The organism is Pseudomonas sp. CP4, assembly GCF_047758505.1.
GTDB classification, from domain to species: domain Bacteria; phylum Pseudomonadota; class Gammaproteobacteria; order Pseudomonadales; family Pseudomonadaceae; genus Aquipseudomonas; species Aquipseudomonas fluorescens_AO.
Genome location: NZ_CP180489.1, coordinates 5,017,563 through 5,034,015, shown reverse-complemented (window position 1 = coordinate 5,034,015; position 16,453 = coordinate 5,017,563). Strand labels below are relative to the sequence as shown.

The window sequence follows — 16,453 nt, the reverse complement described above, 5'->3', positions numbered from 1 at the left end:
GGCGCCAAAAGTCTTAACGCAGGGCTTCCCAGGCAGCCACGTACGCCTTGGCATTGACCGCCACCTGCTCGGGCGTCATGCCCGGTTTGAACAGGCCGGAACCGAGGCCAAAACCTTTCACTCCAGCATCAATAAAGGCCTGCATGTTGTCCGGTGTAATGCCACCGACCGGCGCCAGCACCGTGCCGGCCGGCAACACCGCGAGCCAGGCTTTGACGACGGCCGGGCTCATCTGCTCGGCCGGGAACAGCTTGAGAATGTCCGCACCCTCGGCCAATGCGGCGAAGGCTTCGGTCGGCGTGGCCACGCCGGGCGACAGGTACAGCCCCGCCGCTTTCGCCGCGCGCAACACCTTGGCATCGCTGTGCGGCATGACGATCACTTGGCCGCCAGCCGCTTTGACCTGCTCGACCTGCTCGGGGGTGAGCACCGTGCCGGCACCGATCAGGCAATCGTCAGGCAGCGCGTCGCGCAGGATGCGGATACTTTCGTACGGCGATGGGGAATTGAGCGGTACTTCGATGACACGAAATCCGGCGGAATACAGGACTTCTCCGACAGCCGCCGCTTCCTGCGGTTGCAGGCCACGCAGAATCGCGATCAGACCGTTTTGTGCCAGTGCTTGCTTGAGCATGTCAGGCCTCCAGTCAGGGTTAACGGGATGAGGAATCGATCAGTCCGGCGGCGCGCGCCAGGTGCCACAGGCCACGCTCGGTCGCCTGCTCGGCCAGCGTCACCTGAGCAAAGCCGCAGGCGTCGAGGGCGCGGTGATAACGCGTGCACAGTTGCGCATTACCGATGAGCACGATCGCTGGAAGGTTCGATTGATTGCGCCGGCGCCGCTGCACATTGGCAAGCGCTGCCAGCTCATGGCCGATCATCAGGCCGGAGAGATAATCCGCCTGAGCGGTCGGGCTCAGTTCACCGGTCAGGCCGAGGGTGCGGGCGCTGAACAAGGTCGAGAGCACACCGAGCTCGGCATCCGCCGACAGCGCGATTTGCACGCCGCGGTCGAACGCTTGCGCATCGAACGTCGCGCTCGGCTGCTGGGTACGGCCAAGAATGCTGTGCTCGCTGAGTACGGCGAAGACTTCGCCGGTCATGAACGTGTCGAAATGTGTGATGCGGCCATCGACCACTTCTACCCATTTCGAGTGGCTGCCGGGCAGGCCGATCAGCAGATCGTTACCCGCTTCGGCCGGAAGACTTTGCAGCACGCCGAGGACTTGGGTTTCTTCGCCCCGCATCACATTGGGCAGTCGCGAACGCTGGATCACGCCCGGGACGATACGCACCGGATTGCCGCGCAGACTGATAACGGTTTGTAGGGAATTTCCGAGATGGGCGACGTCGGCCGGCGTCTCGCAGTAAGCCGCTTCGCGCCAGCCCTGCGCACTGCCGACCATGCCGCAAGCGATCACCGGCAGATCCGGCTGCGCATCGAGCCAGTCACCGCAGGCCTCGTCAAAGGCCAATTCAAAACCGTCGGCGCATTCACGGCCGTGAATCACTCGTGGAGTCTTGGGCAACTGCATGATCCCGGAAGACAGCGCACGCTGTTCCAGCACCACACCGTTTGCCGCGAGTTTGTAAGCACGTAATGAGGTCGTCCCCCAATCGAGCGCGATCAATTGCGCCTGCATCGCTTCACCTGTTTTGTTTTTGGCAGTGAGTGCGACGGACTATAAACCCGAGGGACGGGAAATCTCAATATATAAATGTCTATCCCATATTATGGGATACGACGATCACCAAGCTAGAGGCCTTTCCGGACGAAAAGACTCAATTCCGATTAATAGCACGTGCCAAGTCAGTCGTAGGCACGCGCATGATTTCGGAAAAATACGTTTTGTAAGTAGTCGTGTGAGTTCGGAACACACAAGAAATGAAAGGTTTAGTCGCGATCCAACGACCGAGCTCTGGTCCGCCGGGGAAAAATTCGGCCCCCTTTTCTCCGGTGGACTCTCTAAATATGACTTCGGCCTTGTAATCGTTTGGTGCGCCCTTTTCGTCGCGCTCAACGAGACCAAAACCGGAGCGTCTTATCGTATGCGCCACAGAAAAGTCCAGATCATCGTCCACCGCACATACCAACCCTTGGCTGATATGGGATTTGAACAACTCGAGAATTTGCACATCGGAGTGAAAACGAATCTGATAAATCCCGGTATCTTCCAGTTCCTCGACTCCGGAATAAACCAGCCTTGCTATCGGCTTGCCATGATTCATTGAACATGCGGAGCAAGCGACTAATAAAAACATCAAGACAAATCGGGACACATCTTACTCCTTGAATAGATTCAATACTGACTCGTTGAAAATCTGACGAGCAGTCTTGCCATTATTCAATGGCCGCAGATACATGATATTGGCATCCGCATGGTTCACGTCTACCTGTCCCATCACATTTGGTCCGGTAGTGATTTCCCACTGTTCACCGAAGCTTGCAACTGTATCTGAAACGTTTCTTACTTTTGGTGCGGCGCGAATATTGACCCAGTACTGGGCCTTGGGCTTGGGCGGCAACCTGTAGATATTGGAAATGCCCCAAACCATCACTCCCTCGCCGACAGGATCGATGGTCATTAACATTCTTACCGTATAGCCTTTTTCTGTGAGAACAGATGAGAGGTGGGCGCCATTCCAACCTCCCAAGCTATGGCCAATGATATACACAGCGGTAGAACAGTCAGGGATTCTAGCCAGCACTTTTTCGGACAGATCTTTATCACTGATGAAATCATTATACCCAAGGGGCCATGATTCAAATTTCCCTGCAGGAAACTTCAGAGCCTTGGCATCTCTCAGAAATATTTCGCGTACTGCATCGACGTTATTATTAGGACCGCTGAAATAATAGCTTTCCTGATCTCCAGCACCGCCAATAAAGAATACAACGAAGTTTCTCAAAGATATCGCCACCTGCTTATTGGACTGGTCGGTCTTGCAGGTAAGTATGTGTGCTTTCACTTCCCTTTTCGCGTGGGGTGTTTCACTCGGTGCGCTGACTTCGGACATCACCCATCACTCCACAAATAATTTAATGGTTTCTGCCACGTGCGAGCTGACCATATGCGTGAATCCGTTTGCATCGGTTACACCGTGTTCCTCACTTCCGTCGCCTCGTTGAATGGTGTAGGCGTGATAAGGCACTGGCTGTCCAGTCGCTTCATTCGTCACTTGCAACCTGTCAGTGAAATGCACCGGCATCGGCAACAGCCCGCTAAACGCAGCCCCACCCCCACTCTGGCCGATGATCACCGTTCCCGAGCCACCGATCACGACATTGCCATGCCCACCAGTGCTATCGAGCATCGCGGCGTTCAGGCCGTTGATGAAAACAGTGCCGGAGACCGCTCCGGTAATAGGGCTGCCACACGCTGATTTATCGGTCATGCGGGCAGCAGCGAGGCCGTCGAAGAACACGTCCGGCGAGCCGGAGACAATCGGGTTGGTGCCGTGACCTGGCAATGGGCAAGCAGTCGGGTCGGTGACGCGTGCTGCGGGTTTACCACTCAATTCAAAGCTCCTTGCTTAAGGGGTGCCGGGGATGGCTGATAGATGTCGATGTCGGTCGCGGCAAAGCGCCAGCGATTGTCGACAGGGTCGAACAGAGCATGACAATGCTCACGGCTGTCAGGTGATGTCGCGGTTTGCACGGCACGCCAGGCTTCGTCGGCTTGCCATTTCAGGTCGGCAGACGTTGCGTCATCCAGTTCGTTGAGCCAGGCGTTGTAGTTGCGCAGCTGATTGCGCTCATAAGTCGATTGCAGCACGTCGCCCATTTGCACGCCGAAATCCAAATGATGCCCAGTGGTCCAACGCCCTACTTCGGAGTAGACGTGCCAGCCCATCGGGATCAACGCACCGTTTTTCAACAGAGAATGGCCGGCGAGAGCGACGAAGCCGCAACAGATGTGCAGCATCAGCCAGCCTTGATGGGCGTCGATAATCGCTGTGGGATCAAAGGTTCTCAGCGCTATCACGCGGTAGTCGCCAAGGTCGGAACTGCGCGTCATCAACTCGGCATCAAGCCGCGACACGAAAGCCCGTATAGCCACGCCGCCAGTGCGCTGGGCCATGCAGAGAATTTCGACAGCCTGTCGATTCGGGTCGTCAGAAGAGCCGGTAGTTTTCACCAGACCATACAGACGCATAGACGCCTGCAGTCCGCTCATAGCTGGTCACTCATTGACGCAGCGAGGGCTCCACAGGCGCGGAGAAATTTTGCCAGATGCATTGCAAGTGTCGTCCGTGAGCGCGCAAAAATGGCGCACAGAATGCCGGACTAGAGCGGTGGCGACAACTGAATCAGCAGTAGATTGCCATCATTGTGCTCAGCCCTCGGCAAATTCGCGCAACACCTTGCCATCCATGCGATACCGCACCCACTCCTCCTGCGGTTGTGCGCCGAGGGATTTGTAGAATTCGATGGCCGGGGTGTTCCATTCCAGCACGCTCCATTCGAAGCGGCCGCAGTCGTTGGCGCAGGCGATTTTTGCCAGGTGGCGCAGCAGGGTTTTGCCGGCGCCGCCGCCGCGTTGTTCGGGGGTGATGTAGAGGTCTTCGAGGTACAGGCAGTTGCTGCCCAGCCAGGTCGAATAACTGAAGAAGAACACCGCGAAGCCGATCGGCAAGCCGTCGCGCAGGCAGATCAGGCCGTGGGCGGTGGCGCCTTCGCCGAACAGGCTGCGTTCGATGTCGGCGACGCTGGCGATGACTTCGTGACGGGCCTTTTCGAAATCGGCGAGTTCGGTGATGAAGGCGAGGATCTGCGGTGCATCGCTGGGGGTCGCCGGGCGGATTTCGATCGTCATGGACGGGCCTTGTGTGCAAATTAAAGCGCCATACTAAGGCGCGCAGCGGCGCTCGTCACATGGCAAAACGGGATTAATGTACAGTCATTGCCAACACCGCGGGACTGTGTGGGAGCGAGCTTGCTCGCGAAAGCGGTGGATCAGGCGCTATCTGTTTCCCCTGACCGGACGCCTTCGCGAGCAAGCTCGCTCCCACAGGTACCAAGCCAACCTGAAAGGAATCTGATGAGCCTTAATGCATTCGTGCCGATGACGACCCTTGCGGCGCAGTTGCTGCCCCACGCACTCGAACCCTCGGACGACGGCGCCCACGACCTCGCCCATTTGCAGCGGGTCTGGCACACCGCACGCACCCTGCATGCAACCGAAGGCGGCGATCTCGAGGTTTTGCTCGCAGCGGTGTTGTTGCACGACTGCGTAGCGGTCGAAAAAAACTCCCCGCTACGCTCGCAGGCTTCGCGTCTGGCAGCGGACAAAGCTTCGTCCGTTCTGAAGGAGATGGACTGGCCTCGCGAAAAAATCATCAGCGTCGCCCACGCCATCGAAGCCCACAGCTTCTCCGCCAACATCGCCCCGCTGACCCTCGAAGCGAAAATCGTCCAGGACGCCGACCGCCTCGACTCGCTGGGCATGCTCGGCGTCGCCCGCACCTTCTACGTGGCCGGACGCATGGGCTCGGCCCTGTACGACCCGCAGGATCCCGAAGCGCTTGAGCGTGAGTACGACGACACGCGTTTTTGCCTCGATCATTTCCAGACCAAACTGCTGCACATCGCCGAGGGTTTTCAGACCGCCACCGGCCAGCGCCTGGCGTGGGTTCGACATCAACACTTGAAGGATTTCATGGAGCAGTTCAAGGAAGAAATCGGCATCGTCTGATCCTTTACTCCGGCAAAGCGCGATCCTGACTTCAGCAACCTCACACCTGACGCGCACGTGCGCCGTGATAAACAGACAAGGTTAATTCCCCCGCTCAAGGAAGCGCGCCATGTCCCATGTAACACCCAAGGTGTCAGGCAAACTGTTCGGTCTGTTCTGTCTCGCCAGTTATCTGCTGTCGCTGTCATATGGCACGACGTTTTTGCTGGCGCTATTGATCGGTGCGCGCGGCGGCAATGAACATGACGCGGGCACGGTGATTTCGGCGGCGATGCTCAGTACCTTTGTTGCCGTACTGGGCTGTGGTCATCTGGCGGATCTGCTCGGCGCGGCGCGCTCGATTGGCGTGTTCGCCCTGTTGCTGGTGGCGGCGAGTCTGGGCTTTGCGATGACATCGGGGTTCGGTTACGGGCTGCTGTTTTTCGGTTTGCTGCTGGGATTGGGTTGGGGAGTGTTCTACACCCTGGGGCCGATCATCGTTGCCAATCTGGTGGTCCCGGCTCAGCGCGCGAAATATTTCGCTTTGCTGTCCGGCAGCATGATGAGCGGGATCGGCAGCGGACCATTGTTCGGAAGGGCGGCCAGTGCACTGGATTTACCGCTCGCTTCAGCCTTTTATCTGGCTGCGCTGGCGAGCTTCGTCGGCGCGCTGCTGTTCTGGCGACTCGCTCCGAGACTGACCCCATCGCAAACCACCACAGCGAAAATCACTTGGCGCGCGACCACTCAAGTCTTCAGCTCTCAGGCCTTGCTGCCGATCATCATGGTCGGTCTGGGCGGTTGTGTGTTTGGCGGGTTGTCGAGTTTCCAGACCAGCTACGCCGCCGTGCGAGCGCTGGATTATTCGTGGTTTTTCGTGGGATTCATGGGCGCGGCGATCAGCAGCCGGATGTTGATCGCAGGCTACGTGATCAAGCGCGATCCGTTACGCGCCTCGTGCCTGCTGTCGGGTGTGATGCTCGCGTCGGTCATGCTGTTCGCGTTCGGCGTCAACGGCGGCCTCAGCTATCTGCTGGCGGCGGTCATGCTCGGCGTCGGTTACGGGCTGACCTACTCGGTGATTAACGGCCTCGCCGCCAACGAAGCACCTGATGGCACCACTTCCCAAGCACTGCTGCTGTTCAGTCTCGCATACTTTATCGGGGTGTTCGGTTTCCCGTTGCTCGCCGGCAAACTCATCGTCGAGCAAGGCATGGCGTCATTGCTGCTGACGTTGTTGGGTGTGGCGCTGGCGAACTGGTTGATCACTATCGGTCGCCTGCTATGGCGCCGATTCACTGCAAAAAACCCAAGGCCGACGCCGACCGTTCGTCGATCCTCAGGCACCAATCCGTCATAAGGGCTGACCAACCCAGTGTAAGGATTCCAATCACTGGAGAAGCCCTATGATCCCGTCAAGGTTGACCGCTTTAGTCTTTAGCGCCCTGCTCTGCCCTGCGGTGTTCGCCGCCTCGTCCACGGCAGCGGGCACTGGCCCTACCGATCCGACCCCGCCACGCGCGCCCGCTATCAACAGCGCCCCCGGAATGAACACCGATGGTTCCGGCGTGCCGTTGATCAATCAGCCACCCGCCACTGGCACCGATCCGCGTACTCAGGGCAGCGATCCGGGGCGCCAGGGCGGCATGAATACACCTGATTCTCCTGCTACTTCCCCTGACAACGCCGGCCCGGGTGTCGGTTCGAAAACCACCACAGGTGGCTCCGGTTCCGAAGGTGCCGGTCAGTAGTTCGCCGACGCGAGCGCCCTATTCACTCCCATGAAGAGGTAACCATGAACGTCGACAAAGACCTGGAAAAAGAAGTCCTCACCCGCCTGCTGCACGCGCATCCCAACGGCTTGGGCAAGGAGGTGCTGGACAATTACCGGGGCGAGAAAGTCGTGGCCAGCGCCCTCGCCGCCCTGCAGGATCGCGGGCTGATTCATCATGGTCATGTGACCTTGAGCGAAGCGGGCGAACACTCGCTGAACCTGCCGATCAAGCTCAGTTCTGCCGGCGTCGAAGCGGCGCGCAAACTGGATCTGCAGTAGTGCCACGCCGCTCGCCGTCGAAGCGGCGAGCGGCCGGATCCGCAACTTGAGGAGAAATCCCATGCCTCGTGGAAGCAAAGACAAATACACCAGTGAACAGAAGCGTAAAGCCGAACACATCGAAGACAGCTACGAGAAAAAGGGCGTGTCGAAAGATGAGGCTGAGGCTCGCGCTTGGGCGACGGTGAACAAGCAGTCCGGTGGCGGCGAGAAGTCCGGTGGCTCGGGGCGCAAGAAGCCTGCGAGTGCCAAGTCGGAAGATCGCAAAGAGTCATCGCGCCGCGCGGTGGCGAGTCGCAAGGGCCATTCGCGCAACAGCGAAACTTCCAAGGACACGCAGACTGTCGATAGCCTGATGAAGGAAGCCCGAGCGAAGAACATTCCGGGGCGCTCGTCGATGCGCAAGCAGGAGTTGATCGAGGCGTTGCGCAAGGCGGGCTAGGTCCAGATCTTTCAGCGTATGTGATGGCCCTATCGCGAGCAGGCTCACTACTACAGTTGGAATGCGTTCCCCTGTAGGAGTGAGCCTGCTCGCGAAAGCCATTTATCAGTCACCGCAAGACGCGCGGATAAAAGCATCCACCTCCGCCGTTCCCGGCGATGTCGCCGGCCCCCAGCGCGTCACCGCCAGTGCCGCCGCCGCATTGGCCCGCCGCGCCGCTTCCGGTGCCTCCAGCCCCTGCGCCAATCCGGCCACAAACACCCCGGCATGCGCATCACCAGCGCCATTACTGTCCACTGCTTTCACAGCAAACCCCGGCACCTGTCGACGCTCGCCACGCTGTTGAATCCAGCAACCCTGCGGTCCATCGCGCACCACCATCAGCACTTTTTCCGGTAGCAGTTCCACGAGCCGATCCATTGCCAAGCCAATCTCATCAGCGCCGGCAAAGCGCAGCGCCTCGACACTGTTGCTGGTCCACACATCAATGCGCGGCAGCAACGCCTGCATCATTGGCGCATCGGGCGACTCCACCAACGGCCCCGGGTCGAACACCACATTGACCGCCGCCGGCAGCGCCAGCGTCCAGTCGAGCAACGCCTGCGCCTTGCCCTCGTGCAGCAGGCTGTAGCCGCTGAGATAAACGTAATCGCCAGGCTCGGCAGCCACGCTGTTCAAATCGTCCTCGGTCACCTCGCCTTCGGCGCCGATGTAGGAAATGAAACTGCGTTCAGCTGAGGCATCGGTCAGCGCCACGCACAAACCAGTGTCGCGCTCGGCCGGTTCGCGGATGCCGATGCCGATACCTTCCGCCTGCATCGCTTGGCGCGCCAGGTCACCGAAACGCCCCGTGCCATGGCGACCGAGGTAGACCACCGGCAGACCGTTACGCACCGCAGCGGCCATCACGTTGAAACCGCCGCCGGCTTCGAACCCCGCCGACTGCGCCAGCACGTCGCCGCCAATCTGCGGCAGTTTTTCCACGGCCATGACCAGGTCGATAATGACCTGGCCGGTGTGCAACATCTTAGGCATGAGCATTCTCGGGTTGCGCGGCGCGACGATCTTTCGCGCCGCCCAGTATCAGGTAAAGGCCACCAGCGACGACGAAGGTCACGATCCAGCCGAGGCCGTTGTGGCCTAGCCAGGAGTCGGAGAGAAAGCCCTTGAACCAGACATTTTCTGCCGTGGTGCCGATGGTGGTGAAGCTGAAACCGAGGACGATGGCGATCGCCCAGGCGCCAAACGCGCGCCACTCGATGCCACCGCGATACCAGTAGGCGCTGCTCGGGCTGACGTCGAGCAGGTCGTTGGGGCTGTAGTAGTGACGGTGAATCAGGTCGACCACGAAGATCCCAACCCACGCAGTGATCGGCACCGCCAGCAGGGAAATGAAGGTAATGAACGGACCGTAGAAACTGTCGGCGATCAGCATGAAGTAGATCGAGCCGGCGAAGATCGCGACGATGTCGACCACCACCGCATAGACGCGTTTGACCTTCAGGCCCAGTGTCAGCGTGGTCAGGCCAGCGGAGTACACCGACAGGTTGTTCGACAGCAGCAGGCCACCGAACGCGGTGATCAGGTACGGCACGGCCATCCACGTCGGCAGCATGTCGCGGATTGCCACGATCGGGTCAGTCGCCGACGCCAGGTCATTGTTGCCCACCGACAACAAGCCGCCGAGAGTGATCAGCAGCACCAGCGGAATGCCCGCGCCGAACGCCGCCGACGCCACCAGGCGCACAGCCTTGACGCTGCGATGCTGATAGCGCGACATGTCGGCACCAGCGTTGGCCCAACCGATGCCGGTGCCAGCGGCCATGGTGCCGATGCCGATGATCATTGCGCTCAGCGGTGCTGGCGTGGCGTTGAATACCGCACTCCAGTCGATGGTCGCGCAGAGAAAACCGCCGACGAGAATGTTCAGCGCACCGAACACGTACGTCGCCCACTTCTGGATCACCAGCAGGGTCGCGTGGCCGAGGCCGGACACCGACAAGGTCAGCAGGACGAAGATGGCGATAAAGATCAGCGTCAGTATCGGCGCACTTTTCGCCTCGACCGGCGAGCCGAACAGGATCGAACACAGCGACAGCAGCACGAAGGCTGCGGTAGTGGTGTTGACGGTTTCCCAACCCAGACGCGACATCAGCGAAACCAGCGTCGGGCCGATGTTGCCGCGCACGCCGAAAATTGCCCGGGACAGCGTCAGGCTCGGCGCGCGGCCACGTCGCCCGGCAATCGAGATGATCCCGACCACCGCAAACGAACCGGCAGCACCGAGAATCGCGACGATGATCGCCTGCCAGATCGCCAACCCGCGAAACGCCACCAGCGTGGCGCCCAGCGGCAGGCCGAGGATGGAAATATTGGCCGCAAACCAGACCCAGAACAGCTGCAACGGATGACCGTTGCACTCGGCTTCCGGCACCGGCTCGATGCCCCGGGTTTCCAATTGCCCGACGCTTTGCCCGGCGGTTGATGAACTCATGAAGATGCTCCTGTTTGCCTTTTTTGTGGTTGTGGCAATGATGCAAAACGACAAGACAATTGGCCTTCCGAGGCCTGTCTGTGCGATCCATTGCTGTGTGAATTCTTTAGAAATGCGCCGCCCCTTTCGCGAGCAGGCTCGCTCCCACAAGGGAATGCATTCCAATTGTGGGAGCGAGCCTGCTCGCGAAGAGGCCAGCCAGTCAACGCAAGGCCAACAGCCCCTGTACCAACGGCTCAAGCTGCAGATGATTAACAGCTTTCACCGTCTCGATCATCGGCTCCGGCCAGCACTCAAGCCCCAGGCAGGCCCCGAGCATGGCGCCGAGAATCGCCGCGATGGTATCCGTGTCGCCACCGAGGCTGGCGGCCATGCACAACGCCTCGAATGCCGTCATCTCACCGATGGCCACTTGTTGGGCCAGTGCGAATGAAACCACCACCGACTCCTGCGACGCCACCGATGTACCGATCACGTCGTAGAGCAGATCCGCCAGCAGTGCTTTGTCACTGTCGACGCTGATACTGCGCGCCCAACTGATGCGCGACGCCATGCGCCCGCCAGCGACCCAGTGCCCGTGGGCTTCAGCCTGCTGGGCGATCTGCTGGCCGAGGTTCAGCGCCTCGCCCAGATCAACGCCGTTGATGCCAGCGGAGACCACCGCCGCCACCGCCGCCGCACTGGAAATTCCCAGCGTGGTGTTATGCGTCACTTGGCACGCTTGCACGACCGCCGCAATGAAGCGCTGCGGATCGGCCACGTTCGCAGCAATCCCCACCGGGGTGATGCGCATGGCTGCGCCATTGGTGGTGCCGTAGCGCCCGGCTTCTTCCGGGGAGTGCCCGGCGAGGATCATTTCAATGGCGCGTTTGGTCGAGGGGCCGAGCAAGTCCTGCGAGCCTTTGGCCTGCATCTCGGCTTCCCATTCGATCAAGCGCTGAGCGAGGACCGCCGGCTCAATGCGGCCTTGGCCTTCGACCAGCAATTCACCGACCAGAATCGCCTGCTCGGTGTCATCGGTGATCGAGCCTTTGGGCATGTTCGCGGCGATCGGTTGTAAGGGACCTGCATCTTGCAGATCAGTGATCTGGCCGAAGCGCGCTTTGATCGTTTCGCGGTTGAGCGACTGCGTCGGCATGCCCAACGCATCACCCAGGGCCAGACCATAGAAAGCGCCAAGCGCACGATTGAGCGCGGTCATTTCGATTCTCCGAATTGCAGGTGCAGACGAAAGTGCACCGGGTCGAGCAGGCTTTCGACCTGTTCCATGAAACGGTTCTGCCGGTCGTAAGTAGTGCGCAGGGCTTTGAGAAACACCGTGCCGACCGGGCGACCGAGCAGCTCGGCGTCTTCGGCATTCAGCGGCTCGGCGCCGATCCACTGATCGCCGCGCTCGCCGATGTAGCCGTAGGCGGCCAGGGTGATAGTCAGGGAATTGTCGATCAAACCGACGCGAGGCAGGCTTTCCAGGCCGCCGTTGGCCGGCATCAAGGATCGTTCCAGAGACACCAGCGTACCGTCGGTGGCGCGCCGGCGACGGTCGAGGGTGATGAATTGATCGGTGCCAAAACGCACCAGCAGATCCGGGCGGGTCACGGCTTCGAGGCGCAACACTTCGGTATTGATCAGCGCCCCGCTGTCGGCCAGCGCCTGCGCCCAGCCGCTGCGCTGATCCAGGGCGACACCGTCGAAGGTGACGATGGAGCCGACACCGCTCTGCGTGGCGATGTATTTACGCCGCTTCAGTTCGGCTAGCGCCTCACGCAAGGTGCCACGGCTGACCTGGAATTCTTGAGCCAACTGGTGTTCGCCGGGCAACAGAAAGCCGTCCTCCATGAGGCCGCTTTCGATGCGTCGGACGAGTTCGTCGACCACCCTTTGTTTCTTGTCGAATCGTACCTGTCTAATCATGTACAAATTGATAACCGAAACGGTCGCTGACGAGCAAGAATTATTTAAGGGAGATGACAAAAGGCAGGAATGGCGCGATCAACTGTGGGAGCGAGCCTGCTCGCGAAGGCGGGATCCCTGACACATCAGTGCTGGATGTGCCAATGCCTTCGCGAGCAGGCTCGTTCCCACAGGGAAGTGCTTGTGTCAGCGTTGTTTCAAGCGGTCGATGACCACGGCCAGCAAAAGAATCGAACCGCGAATCACATACTGATAAAACGTATCGATGTTCTTCAGGTTCATCGCATTCTCGATGATCGCCAGAATCAACACCCCGGCAATCACATGGCGGATCATGCCGATACCGCCACTCAGCGAAACCCCGCCCAATACGCAGGCAGAAATCACCGTCAGTTCAAAACCCTGACCAATCATCGGCTGCCCGGAAGTCATCCGCGACGCCAGAATCACACCCGCCAGCGCACCGATCACACCGTGCACGGCGAAGATGATGATCTTGGTCCGGTCAACGTTGACGCCCGCCAGCAGCGCCGCTTCCTGGTTGCCACCGATGGCCATGGTGTTGCGCCCGTAGGTGGTGTAGTTCAACAGCCAGCCGAAGAACAGGAAGCATACGATGGTGATCAGGATCGGCACCGGCACGCCGAACAACTGGCCGTTACCGAACACGAAGAAGGATTCCTGCGACACACCGACCGCTTTACCGTTGGCGAAAATATAGGCCAGGCCGCGCACGATCTGCATGGTCGCCAGCGTCGTGATCAAGGCATTGACGCGCAATTTGGCAATCACGATGCCGTTGATCAAACCAACGATCAGGCCCATCACCAGTGCCGCGCTGACGCCGAGAAATACGCTATTGGTGTCACGCATCACCACCGCCGCGACGACGCCGGCACAGGCGATCACCGAACCGACCGAGAGGTCGAAGTGCCCGGATGCCAGGCAATACAGCATGGTGCACGCGGCAATGCCGGTGGTGGAAATCGCCAGGCCCAGACCGCGCATGTTCAGTGGTGAGAGGAAGTTGTCGATCAGCAGTGTGCAGGCGACAAAGATGCCGATCGCCGCCAGCAGCATGACCCAGTCATCGAGGAAGCGCCGCAAGTCCAACGGTTTGCGCTCGGTCGGCAGGGTTTCGTTTTGCGTAGTCATCATAGTCACCTCTCAGTTCGCCACGCCGTCAGCGCGGTGGCGTGGCAAAGCCAGTTGCAGCAGGTTGGATTCATTGGCCTGGTCGCGGCTGACTTCGCCGCGCAGAGCGCCTTCACACAGCACCAGGATGCGGTCGGAAATGCCCATCACTTCCATCAGGTCGCTGGACACCACGATCACCGAAATGCCGTCAGCGGCGAGGTTATGGATGATCTGGTAGATCTCGGCCTTGGCGCCGATGTCGATGCCACGGGTCGGTTCGTCGAGCAGCAGGACTTTCATCGGCATCGACAGCCAGCGGCCGAGGATGGCCTTCTGTTGATTGCCGCCGGAGAGAAATTTGATCTGCTGGCCGGCGTGCGGGGTTTTCACTTTCAGGGCTTTGATCTGCTTGTCGGCGTTACCCTTTTCCCACAGACCGCGAATCAGGCAGCCGAGCCCGGAATGCGCACCACGGGCACTGATGTTGATGTTCTCGGCGACGCTGGCCAAGGGGATGATGCCTTCCTTCTTGCGATCTTCCGGGCACAGCAGAATGCCGGCGGCAATCGCGTCACGCGGCGAGCGCAGTTTCAGCTCATGACCGCGCAGTTCGAGGCGTCCGGCGGTGTTGCGCTCCAGCCCACTGAGCAGGCGGAACAGCTCGGTGCGCCCTGCCCCGACCAGCCCGAACAGGCCAAGGATTTCGCCTTTGTGCGCTTCGAAACTGATCGGCTCGCGCAGGCCCGGGCCGAGCAGGCCGTCGACTTTCAACGCCACGGCGCCACGCGGGCGATGGCGGTAATCGTAGATGTCCTGAATGTCGCGACCGACCATGCAGGTCACCAGTTGATCGTGGGTCAACTGGCTCATGTCATCGAAGGTGCGCACGTAGCGGCCGTCCTTGAACACGGTGACGGCGTCGCAGATACGGAAGACTTCTTCCATGCGATGGGACACGTAGAGCACCACTTTGCCTTCGTCGCGCAGGCGACCGATGATCGCCATCAAGCGATCGATCTCGCGCGCCGAGAGGCTACTGGTCGGTTCGTCGAAAGCGATGACGTGGGCGCCGCGCGACAGCGCTTTGGCGATTTCCACCAACTGCCGCTGGCCCAGTGACAAGCGGCCGACCTTGGTTTGCGGATCGATTTCGTCGGCCAGGCCTTTCAGGCAATTCAAGGCTTTCTGGCGCAGCTCACCGCGATTGATCAAGCCGAAACTGGCCGGCAGATGGCCGAGAAACAGGTTTTCGGCCACGGTCATTTCCGGGACCAGATGCAGTTCCTGGTGAATCACCGCGACGCCGCTGCCGATGCTGTCGGCAGTCGACTTGAACGCCATCGCCTGCTCGCCGATCTGCAGTTCGCCGCTACTCGGAATGTAGGCGCCACCGAGAATCTTGAGCAGGGTCGATTTGCCCGCACCGTTCTCGCCCATCAAGGCATGAACCTGACCGGGGTGGGCGACGAAGCTGATGCCGTCGAGCGCTTTTACGCCGGGAAAGGTCTTGCCGATCCCGTTGAAGCGCAGGCTGCCGCTGGCGCCGTATTGTTCTTGTGTCTGTACTTGCGCGTGCATAAAGCCACCTCTTCACACCGAAAAACGGCCCGGCTGCCCGGGCCGTCGCTGCCTCAGTTCCACAAGCCGATTTTTTCCAGCTCTTGCTTGAAGTTTTCGCGGGTGATCAGGGTGACGTCATCCATGGCGGTGTACTTCGGCGGCTCTTTGCCGGCGGTGATCCACTCGTACATCATCTCGGCGGTCTTGTAGCCTTCGATGTGCGGGCTAGGCAGCATCGAACCGAAGAAGCCGCTGTTAGGCTTTTTCAACTCGCCGATGGCGTCGGTGCCGTTGATGCCGATGCCGATCACGTTGCTCGCGGCAAAACCGGCCGCTTCGGTGGCGCGCACGCCGCCGAGCACGGTGTTGTCGTTCATGCCGCCGATGATCAGGTTTTTCGCCGCACTCGGCAGTTTCACCAGCGCCGAGTTGGTGGCGTCCATGCTGCCCGGCACGTCGAGGGTTTTCAGTGCGGCGAAGAGGATGTGGTCGTCCGGCATGCCGGCCTTCTTCAGGGCATCGACCGAACCATCGGTGCGCTTTTTGCCGGTGTCGAGTTCGTTGTAGGTGTTGACCACCGCGTAGGTGTCTTTCCAGTCCCAGTTACGCTTCTTCGCTTCGGCAGCCATGGCAGCGCCCTGTTTCTGGCCGACTTCAAATGCGGCCATGCCCAGGTACGGCACGTCTTCCATGAATTTGCCATTGGCGTCGACAAAACGGTCGTCGACGGCAATCACTTTCAGGTCGTTGATCTTGGCTTTGGCCATGATGGCCGGGCCGAGGGACACGTCCGGCGGGCAGATCACAAAACCCTTGGCGCCGTTGGCGGCCAGACTGTCGATCGCCGAGAGGGTCTTCTCGCCATCCGGCACAGCGATCTTGATCAGTTCAAAGCCTTTGTCCTTGGCAGCTTTTTCGGCAAAAGCCCATTCGGTCTGGAACCACGGTTCTTCGGCCTGTTTGACCAGAAAACCGATCTTCACTGCGTCGGCGGCAAGCAGCGCACTGCTCAGGCTGAACGCAGTGACCGCCAGGGCAGTGCTGCAGAGGGTACGAATCCCGAAACGACGTTTCATCAGATGACTCCTTGTTATTTTTTTTGAGCAAGGTTTGAAAAGCGTTGAAGCGTGTTCTCAGTGAAGCTGGTTGAAAATAGTCATATCGTATGATGATTGGATTTC

At 59.8% G+C, this 16,453-nt stretch carries 19 protein-coding genes; 5 read left to right on the top strand and 14 right to left on the bottom strand.

The genetic code is table 11. The annotated features are described in order from the left end of the window. Positions 1-13 precede the first annotated feature (13 nt). The 7 genes from ACMYUN_RS22710 to ACMYUN_RS22680 all read right to left on the bottom strand — a co-directional run bounded on the left by ACMYUN_RS22710 (position 14) and on the right by ACMYUN_RS22680 (position 4,817). On the bottom strand, positions 14-634 hold the full coding sequence (locus ACMYUN_RS22710; RefSeq protein WP_415761829.1) for a 2-dehydro-3-deoxy-6-phosphogalactonate aldolase: 621 nt from the start codon (positions 632-634) through the stop codon (positions 14-16). 19 nt (positions 635-653) lie between these two features. Beyond that, entirely contained in the window at positions 654-1,643 is a 990-nt protein-coding gene (locus ACMYUN_RS22705; RefSeq protein ID WP_415761828.1) for a 2-dehydro-3-deoxygalactonokinase, read from the bottom strand. 139 nt (positions 1,644-1,782) lie between these two features. Continuing rightward, positions 1,783-2,280 carry a hypothetical protein gene (locus ACMYUN_RS22700; RefSeq protein WP_415761827.1) on the bottom strand — a complete coding sequence of 166 codons (498 nt, stop codon included), beginning with the start codon at positions 2,278-2,280 and terminating at the stop codon, positions 1,783-1,785. A gap of 3 nt (positions 2,281-2,283) precedes the next feature. Next, positions 2,284-3,018, bottom strand: coding sequence for an alpha/beta hydrolase (locus ACMYUN_RS22695; protein WP_415761826.1), 735 nt, complete (start codon positions 3,016-3,018; stop codon positions 2,284-2,286). Between the two features lie 6 nt (positions 3,019-3,024). Further along, positions 3,025-3,519, bottom strand: coding sequence for a PAAR domain-containing protein (locus ACMYUN_RS22690; RefSeq protein WP_041479413.1), 495 nt, complete (start codon positions 3,517-3,519; stop codon positions 3,025-3,027). Next, positions 3,516-4,178 (bottom strand): hypothetical protein, encoded by a 663-nt coding sequence (locus ACMYUN_RS22685; RefSeq protein WP_415761825.1) that lies wholly within the window; start codon positions 4,176-4,178, stop codon positions 3,516-3,518. Before ACMYUN_RS22685 ends, ACMYUN_RS22690 begins: the two co-directional genes overlap by 4 nt. Positions 4,179-4,337: 159 nt before the next feature. Further along, entirely contained in the window at positions 4,338-4,817 is a 480-nt protein-coding gene (locus tag ACMYUN_RS22680; RefSeq protein ID WP_041479417.1) for a GNAT family N-acetyltransferase, read from the bottom strand. Between the two features lie 225 nt (positions 4,818-5,042). On the opposite strand from ACMYUN_RS22680, the gene ACMYUN_RS22675 reads away from it, so the two are divergent. The 5 genes from ACMYUN_RS22675 to ACMYUN_RS22655 all read left to right on the top strand — a co-directional run bounded on the left by ACMYUN_RS22675 (position 5,043) and on the right by ACMYUN_RS22655 (position 8,170). Next, entirely contained in the window at positions 5,043-5,696 is a 654-nt protein-coding gene (locus ACMYUN_RS22675; RefSeq protein ID WP_415761824.1) for an HD domain-containing protein, read from the top strand. 109 nt (positions 5,697-5,805) lie between these two features. Then, a complete protein-coding gene (locus tag ACMYUN_RS22670) occupies positions 5,806-7,035 on the top strand; it encodes an MFS transporter (RefSeq protein WP_415761823.1) in 1,230 nt (409 codons plus the stop codon). Positions 7,036-7,081: 46 nt separating this feature from the next. Then, the gene (locus ACMYUN_RS22665; protein ID WP_039760127.1) at positions 7,082-7,426 is read left to right on the top strand and encodes a hypothetical protein; all 345 of its coding nucleotides are present in this window, start codon (positions 7,082-7,084) and stop codon (positions 7,424-7,426) included. Positions 7,427-7,470: 44 nt separating this feature from the next. Further along, complete coding sequence (locus tag ACMYUN_RS22660; RefSeq protein ID WP_024013907.1) at positions 7,471-7,728, top strand: hypothetical protein; 258 nt, start codon at positions 7,471-7,473, stop codon at positions 7,726-7,728. A 61-nt stretch (positions 7,729-7,789) separates the two neighbouring features. Next, on the top strand, positions 7,790-8,170 hold the full coding sequence (locus ACMYUN_RS22655; RefSeq protein ID WP_024013908.1) for a Rho termination factor N-terminal domain-containing protein: 381 nt from the start codon (positions 7,790-7,792) through the stop codon (positions 8,168-8,170). Positions 8,171-8,275: 105 nt separating this feature from the next. Here the strand turns inward: ACMYUN_RS22655 and ACMYUN_RS22650 are convergent, their stop codons facing one another. The 7 genes from ACMYUN_RS22650 to ACMYUN_RS22620 form a co-directional block, all read right to left on the bottom strand. Then, positions 8,276-9,205: a PfkB family carbohydrate kinase gene (locus ACMYUN_RS22650; RefSeq protein WP_415761822.1), complete on the bottom strand. Its 930-nt coding sequence runs from the start codon at positions 9,203-9,205 to the stop codon at positions 8,276-8,278. Continuing rightward, positions 9,198-10,664 (bottom strand): purine-cytosine permease family protein, encoded by a 1,467-nt coding sequence (locus ACMYUN_RS22645; protein ID WP_039760131.1) that lies wholly within the window; start codon positions 10,662-10,664, stop codon positions 9,198-9,200. The genes ACMYUN_RS22650 and ACMYUN_RS22645 overlap by 8 nt, the downstream gene beginning before the upstream one ends. Positions 10,665-10,866: 202 nt before the next feature. Further along, positions 10,867-11,865 carry an ADP-ribosylglycohydrolase family protein gene (locus ACMYUN_RS22640; RefSeq protein WP_415761821.1) on the bottom strand — a complete coding sequence of 333 codons (999 nt, stop codon included), beginning with the start codon at positions 11,863-11,865 and terminating at the stop codon, positions 10,867-10,869. After that, the gene (locus ACMYUN_RS22635; RefSeq protein WP_129997374.1) at positions 11,862-12,575 is read right to left on the bottom strand and encodes a GntR family transcriptional regulator; all 714 of its coding nucleotides are present in this window, start codon (positions 12,573-12,575) and stop codon (positions 11,862-11,864) included. The genes ACMYUN_RS22640 and ACMYUN_RS22635 overlap by 4 nt, the downstream gene beginning before the upstream one ends. A 186-nt stretch (positions 12,576-12,761) precedes the next feature. Then, complete coding sequence (gene araH, locus ACMYUN_RS22630; RefSeq protein ID WP_039760239.1) at positions 12,762-13,730, bottom strand: L-arabinose ABC transporter permease AraH; 969 nt, start codon at positions 13,728-13,730, stop codon at positions 12,762-12,764. Positions 13,731-13,742: 12 nt separating this feature from the next. Continuing rightward, the gene (gene araG, locus ACMYUN_RS22625) at positions 13,743-15,290 is read right to left on the bottom strand and encodes an L-arabinose ABC transporter ATP-binding protein AraG (protein WP_415761820.1); all 1,548 of its coding nucleotides are present in this window, start codon (positions 15,288-15,290) and stop codon (positions 13,743-13,745) included. Between the two features lie 53 nt (positions 15,291-15,343). Then, positions 15,344-16,348 carry a substrate-binding domain-containing protein gene (locus ACMYUN_RS22620; RefSeq protein ID WP_415761819.1) on the bottom strand — a complete coding sequence of 335 codons (1,005 nt, stop codon included), beginning with the start codon at positions 16,346-16,348 and terminating at the stop codon, positions 15,344-15,346. Positions 16,349-16,453: the final 105 nt, after the last annotated feature.

What these genes read in the sequence shown, in the direction of transcription:
- ACMYUN_RS22710 (WP_415761829.1), bottom strand. Translation starts at nt 634, where the DNA reads ATGCTCAAGCAAGCACTGGCACAAAACGGTCTGATCGCGATTCTGCGT.
- ACMYUN_RS22705 (WP_415761828.1), bottom strand. Translation starts at nt 1,643, where the DNA reads ATGCAGGCGCAATTGATCGCGCTCGATTGGGGGACGACCTCATTACGT.
- ACMYUN_RS22695 (WP_415761826.1), bottom strand. Translation starts at nt 3,018, where the DNA reads ATGTCCGAAGTCAGCGCACCGAGTGAAACACCCCACGCGAAAAGGGAA.
- ACMYUN_RS22685 (WP_415761825.1), bottom strand. Translation starts at nt 4,178, where the DNA reads ATGAGCGGACTGCAGGCGTCTATGCGTCTGTATGGTCTGGTGAAAACT.
- ACMYUN_RS22680 (WP_041479417.1), bottom strand. Translation starts at nt 4,817, where the DNA reads ATGACGATCGAAATCCGCCCGGCGACCCCCAGCGATGCACCGCAGATC.
- ACMYUN_RS22675 (WP_415761824.1), top strand. Translation starts at nt 5,043, where the DNA reads ATGAGCCTTAATGCATTCGTGCCGATGACGACCCTTGCGGCGCAGTTG.
- ACMYUN_RS22670 (WP_415761823.1), top strand. Translation starts at nt 5,806, where the DNA reads ATGTCCCATGTAACACCCAAGGTGTCAGGCAAACTGTTCGGTCTGTTC.
- ACMYUN_RS22665 (WP_039760127.1), top strand. Translation starts at nt 7,082, where the DNA reads ATGATCCCGTCAAGGTTGACCGCTTTAGTCTTTAGCGCCCTGCTCTGC.
- ACMYUN_RS22660 (WP_024013907.1), top strand. Translation starts at nt 7,471, where the DNA reads ATGAACGTCGACAAAGACCTGGAAAAAGAAGTCCTCACCCGCCTGCTG.
- ACMYUN_RS22655 (WP_024013908.1), top strand. Translation starts at nt 7,790, where the DNA reads ATGCCTCGTGGAAGCAAAGACAAATACACCAGTGAACAGAAGCGTAAA.
- ACMYUN_RS22650 (WP_415761822.1), bottom strand. Translation starts at nt 9,205, where the DNA reads ATGCCTAAGATGTTGCACACCGGCCAGGTCATTATCGACCTGGTCATG.
- ACMYUN_RS22645 (WP_039760131.1), bottom strand. Translation starts at nt 10,664, where the DNA reads ATGAGTTCATCAACCGCCGGGCAAAGCGTCGGGCAATTGGAAACCCGG.
- ACMYUN_RS22640 (WP_415761821.1), bottom strand. Translation starts at nt 11,865, where the DNA reads ATGACCGCGCTCAATCGTGCGCTTGGCGCTTTCTATGGTCTGGCCCTG.
- ACMYUN_RS22635 (WP_129997374.1), bottom strand. Translation starts at nt 12,575, where the DNA reads ATGATTAGACAGGTACGATTCGACAAGAAACAAAGGGTGGTCGACGAA.
- araH (WP_039760239.1), bottom strand. Translation starts at nt 13,730, where the DNA reads ATGACTACGCAAAACGAAACCCTGCCGACCGAGCGCAAACCGTTGGAC.
- araG (WP_415761820.1), bottom strand. Translation starts at nt 15,290, where the DNA reads ATGCACGCGCAAGTACAGACACAAGAACAATACGGCGCCAGCGGCAGC.
- ACMYUN_RS22620 (WP_415761819.1), bottom strand. Translation starts at nt 16,348, where the DNA reads ATGAAACGTCGTTTCGGGATTCGTACCCTCTGCAGCACTGCCCTGGCG.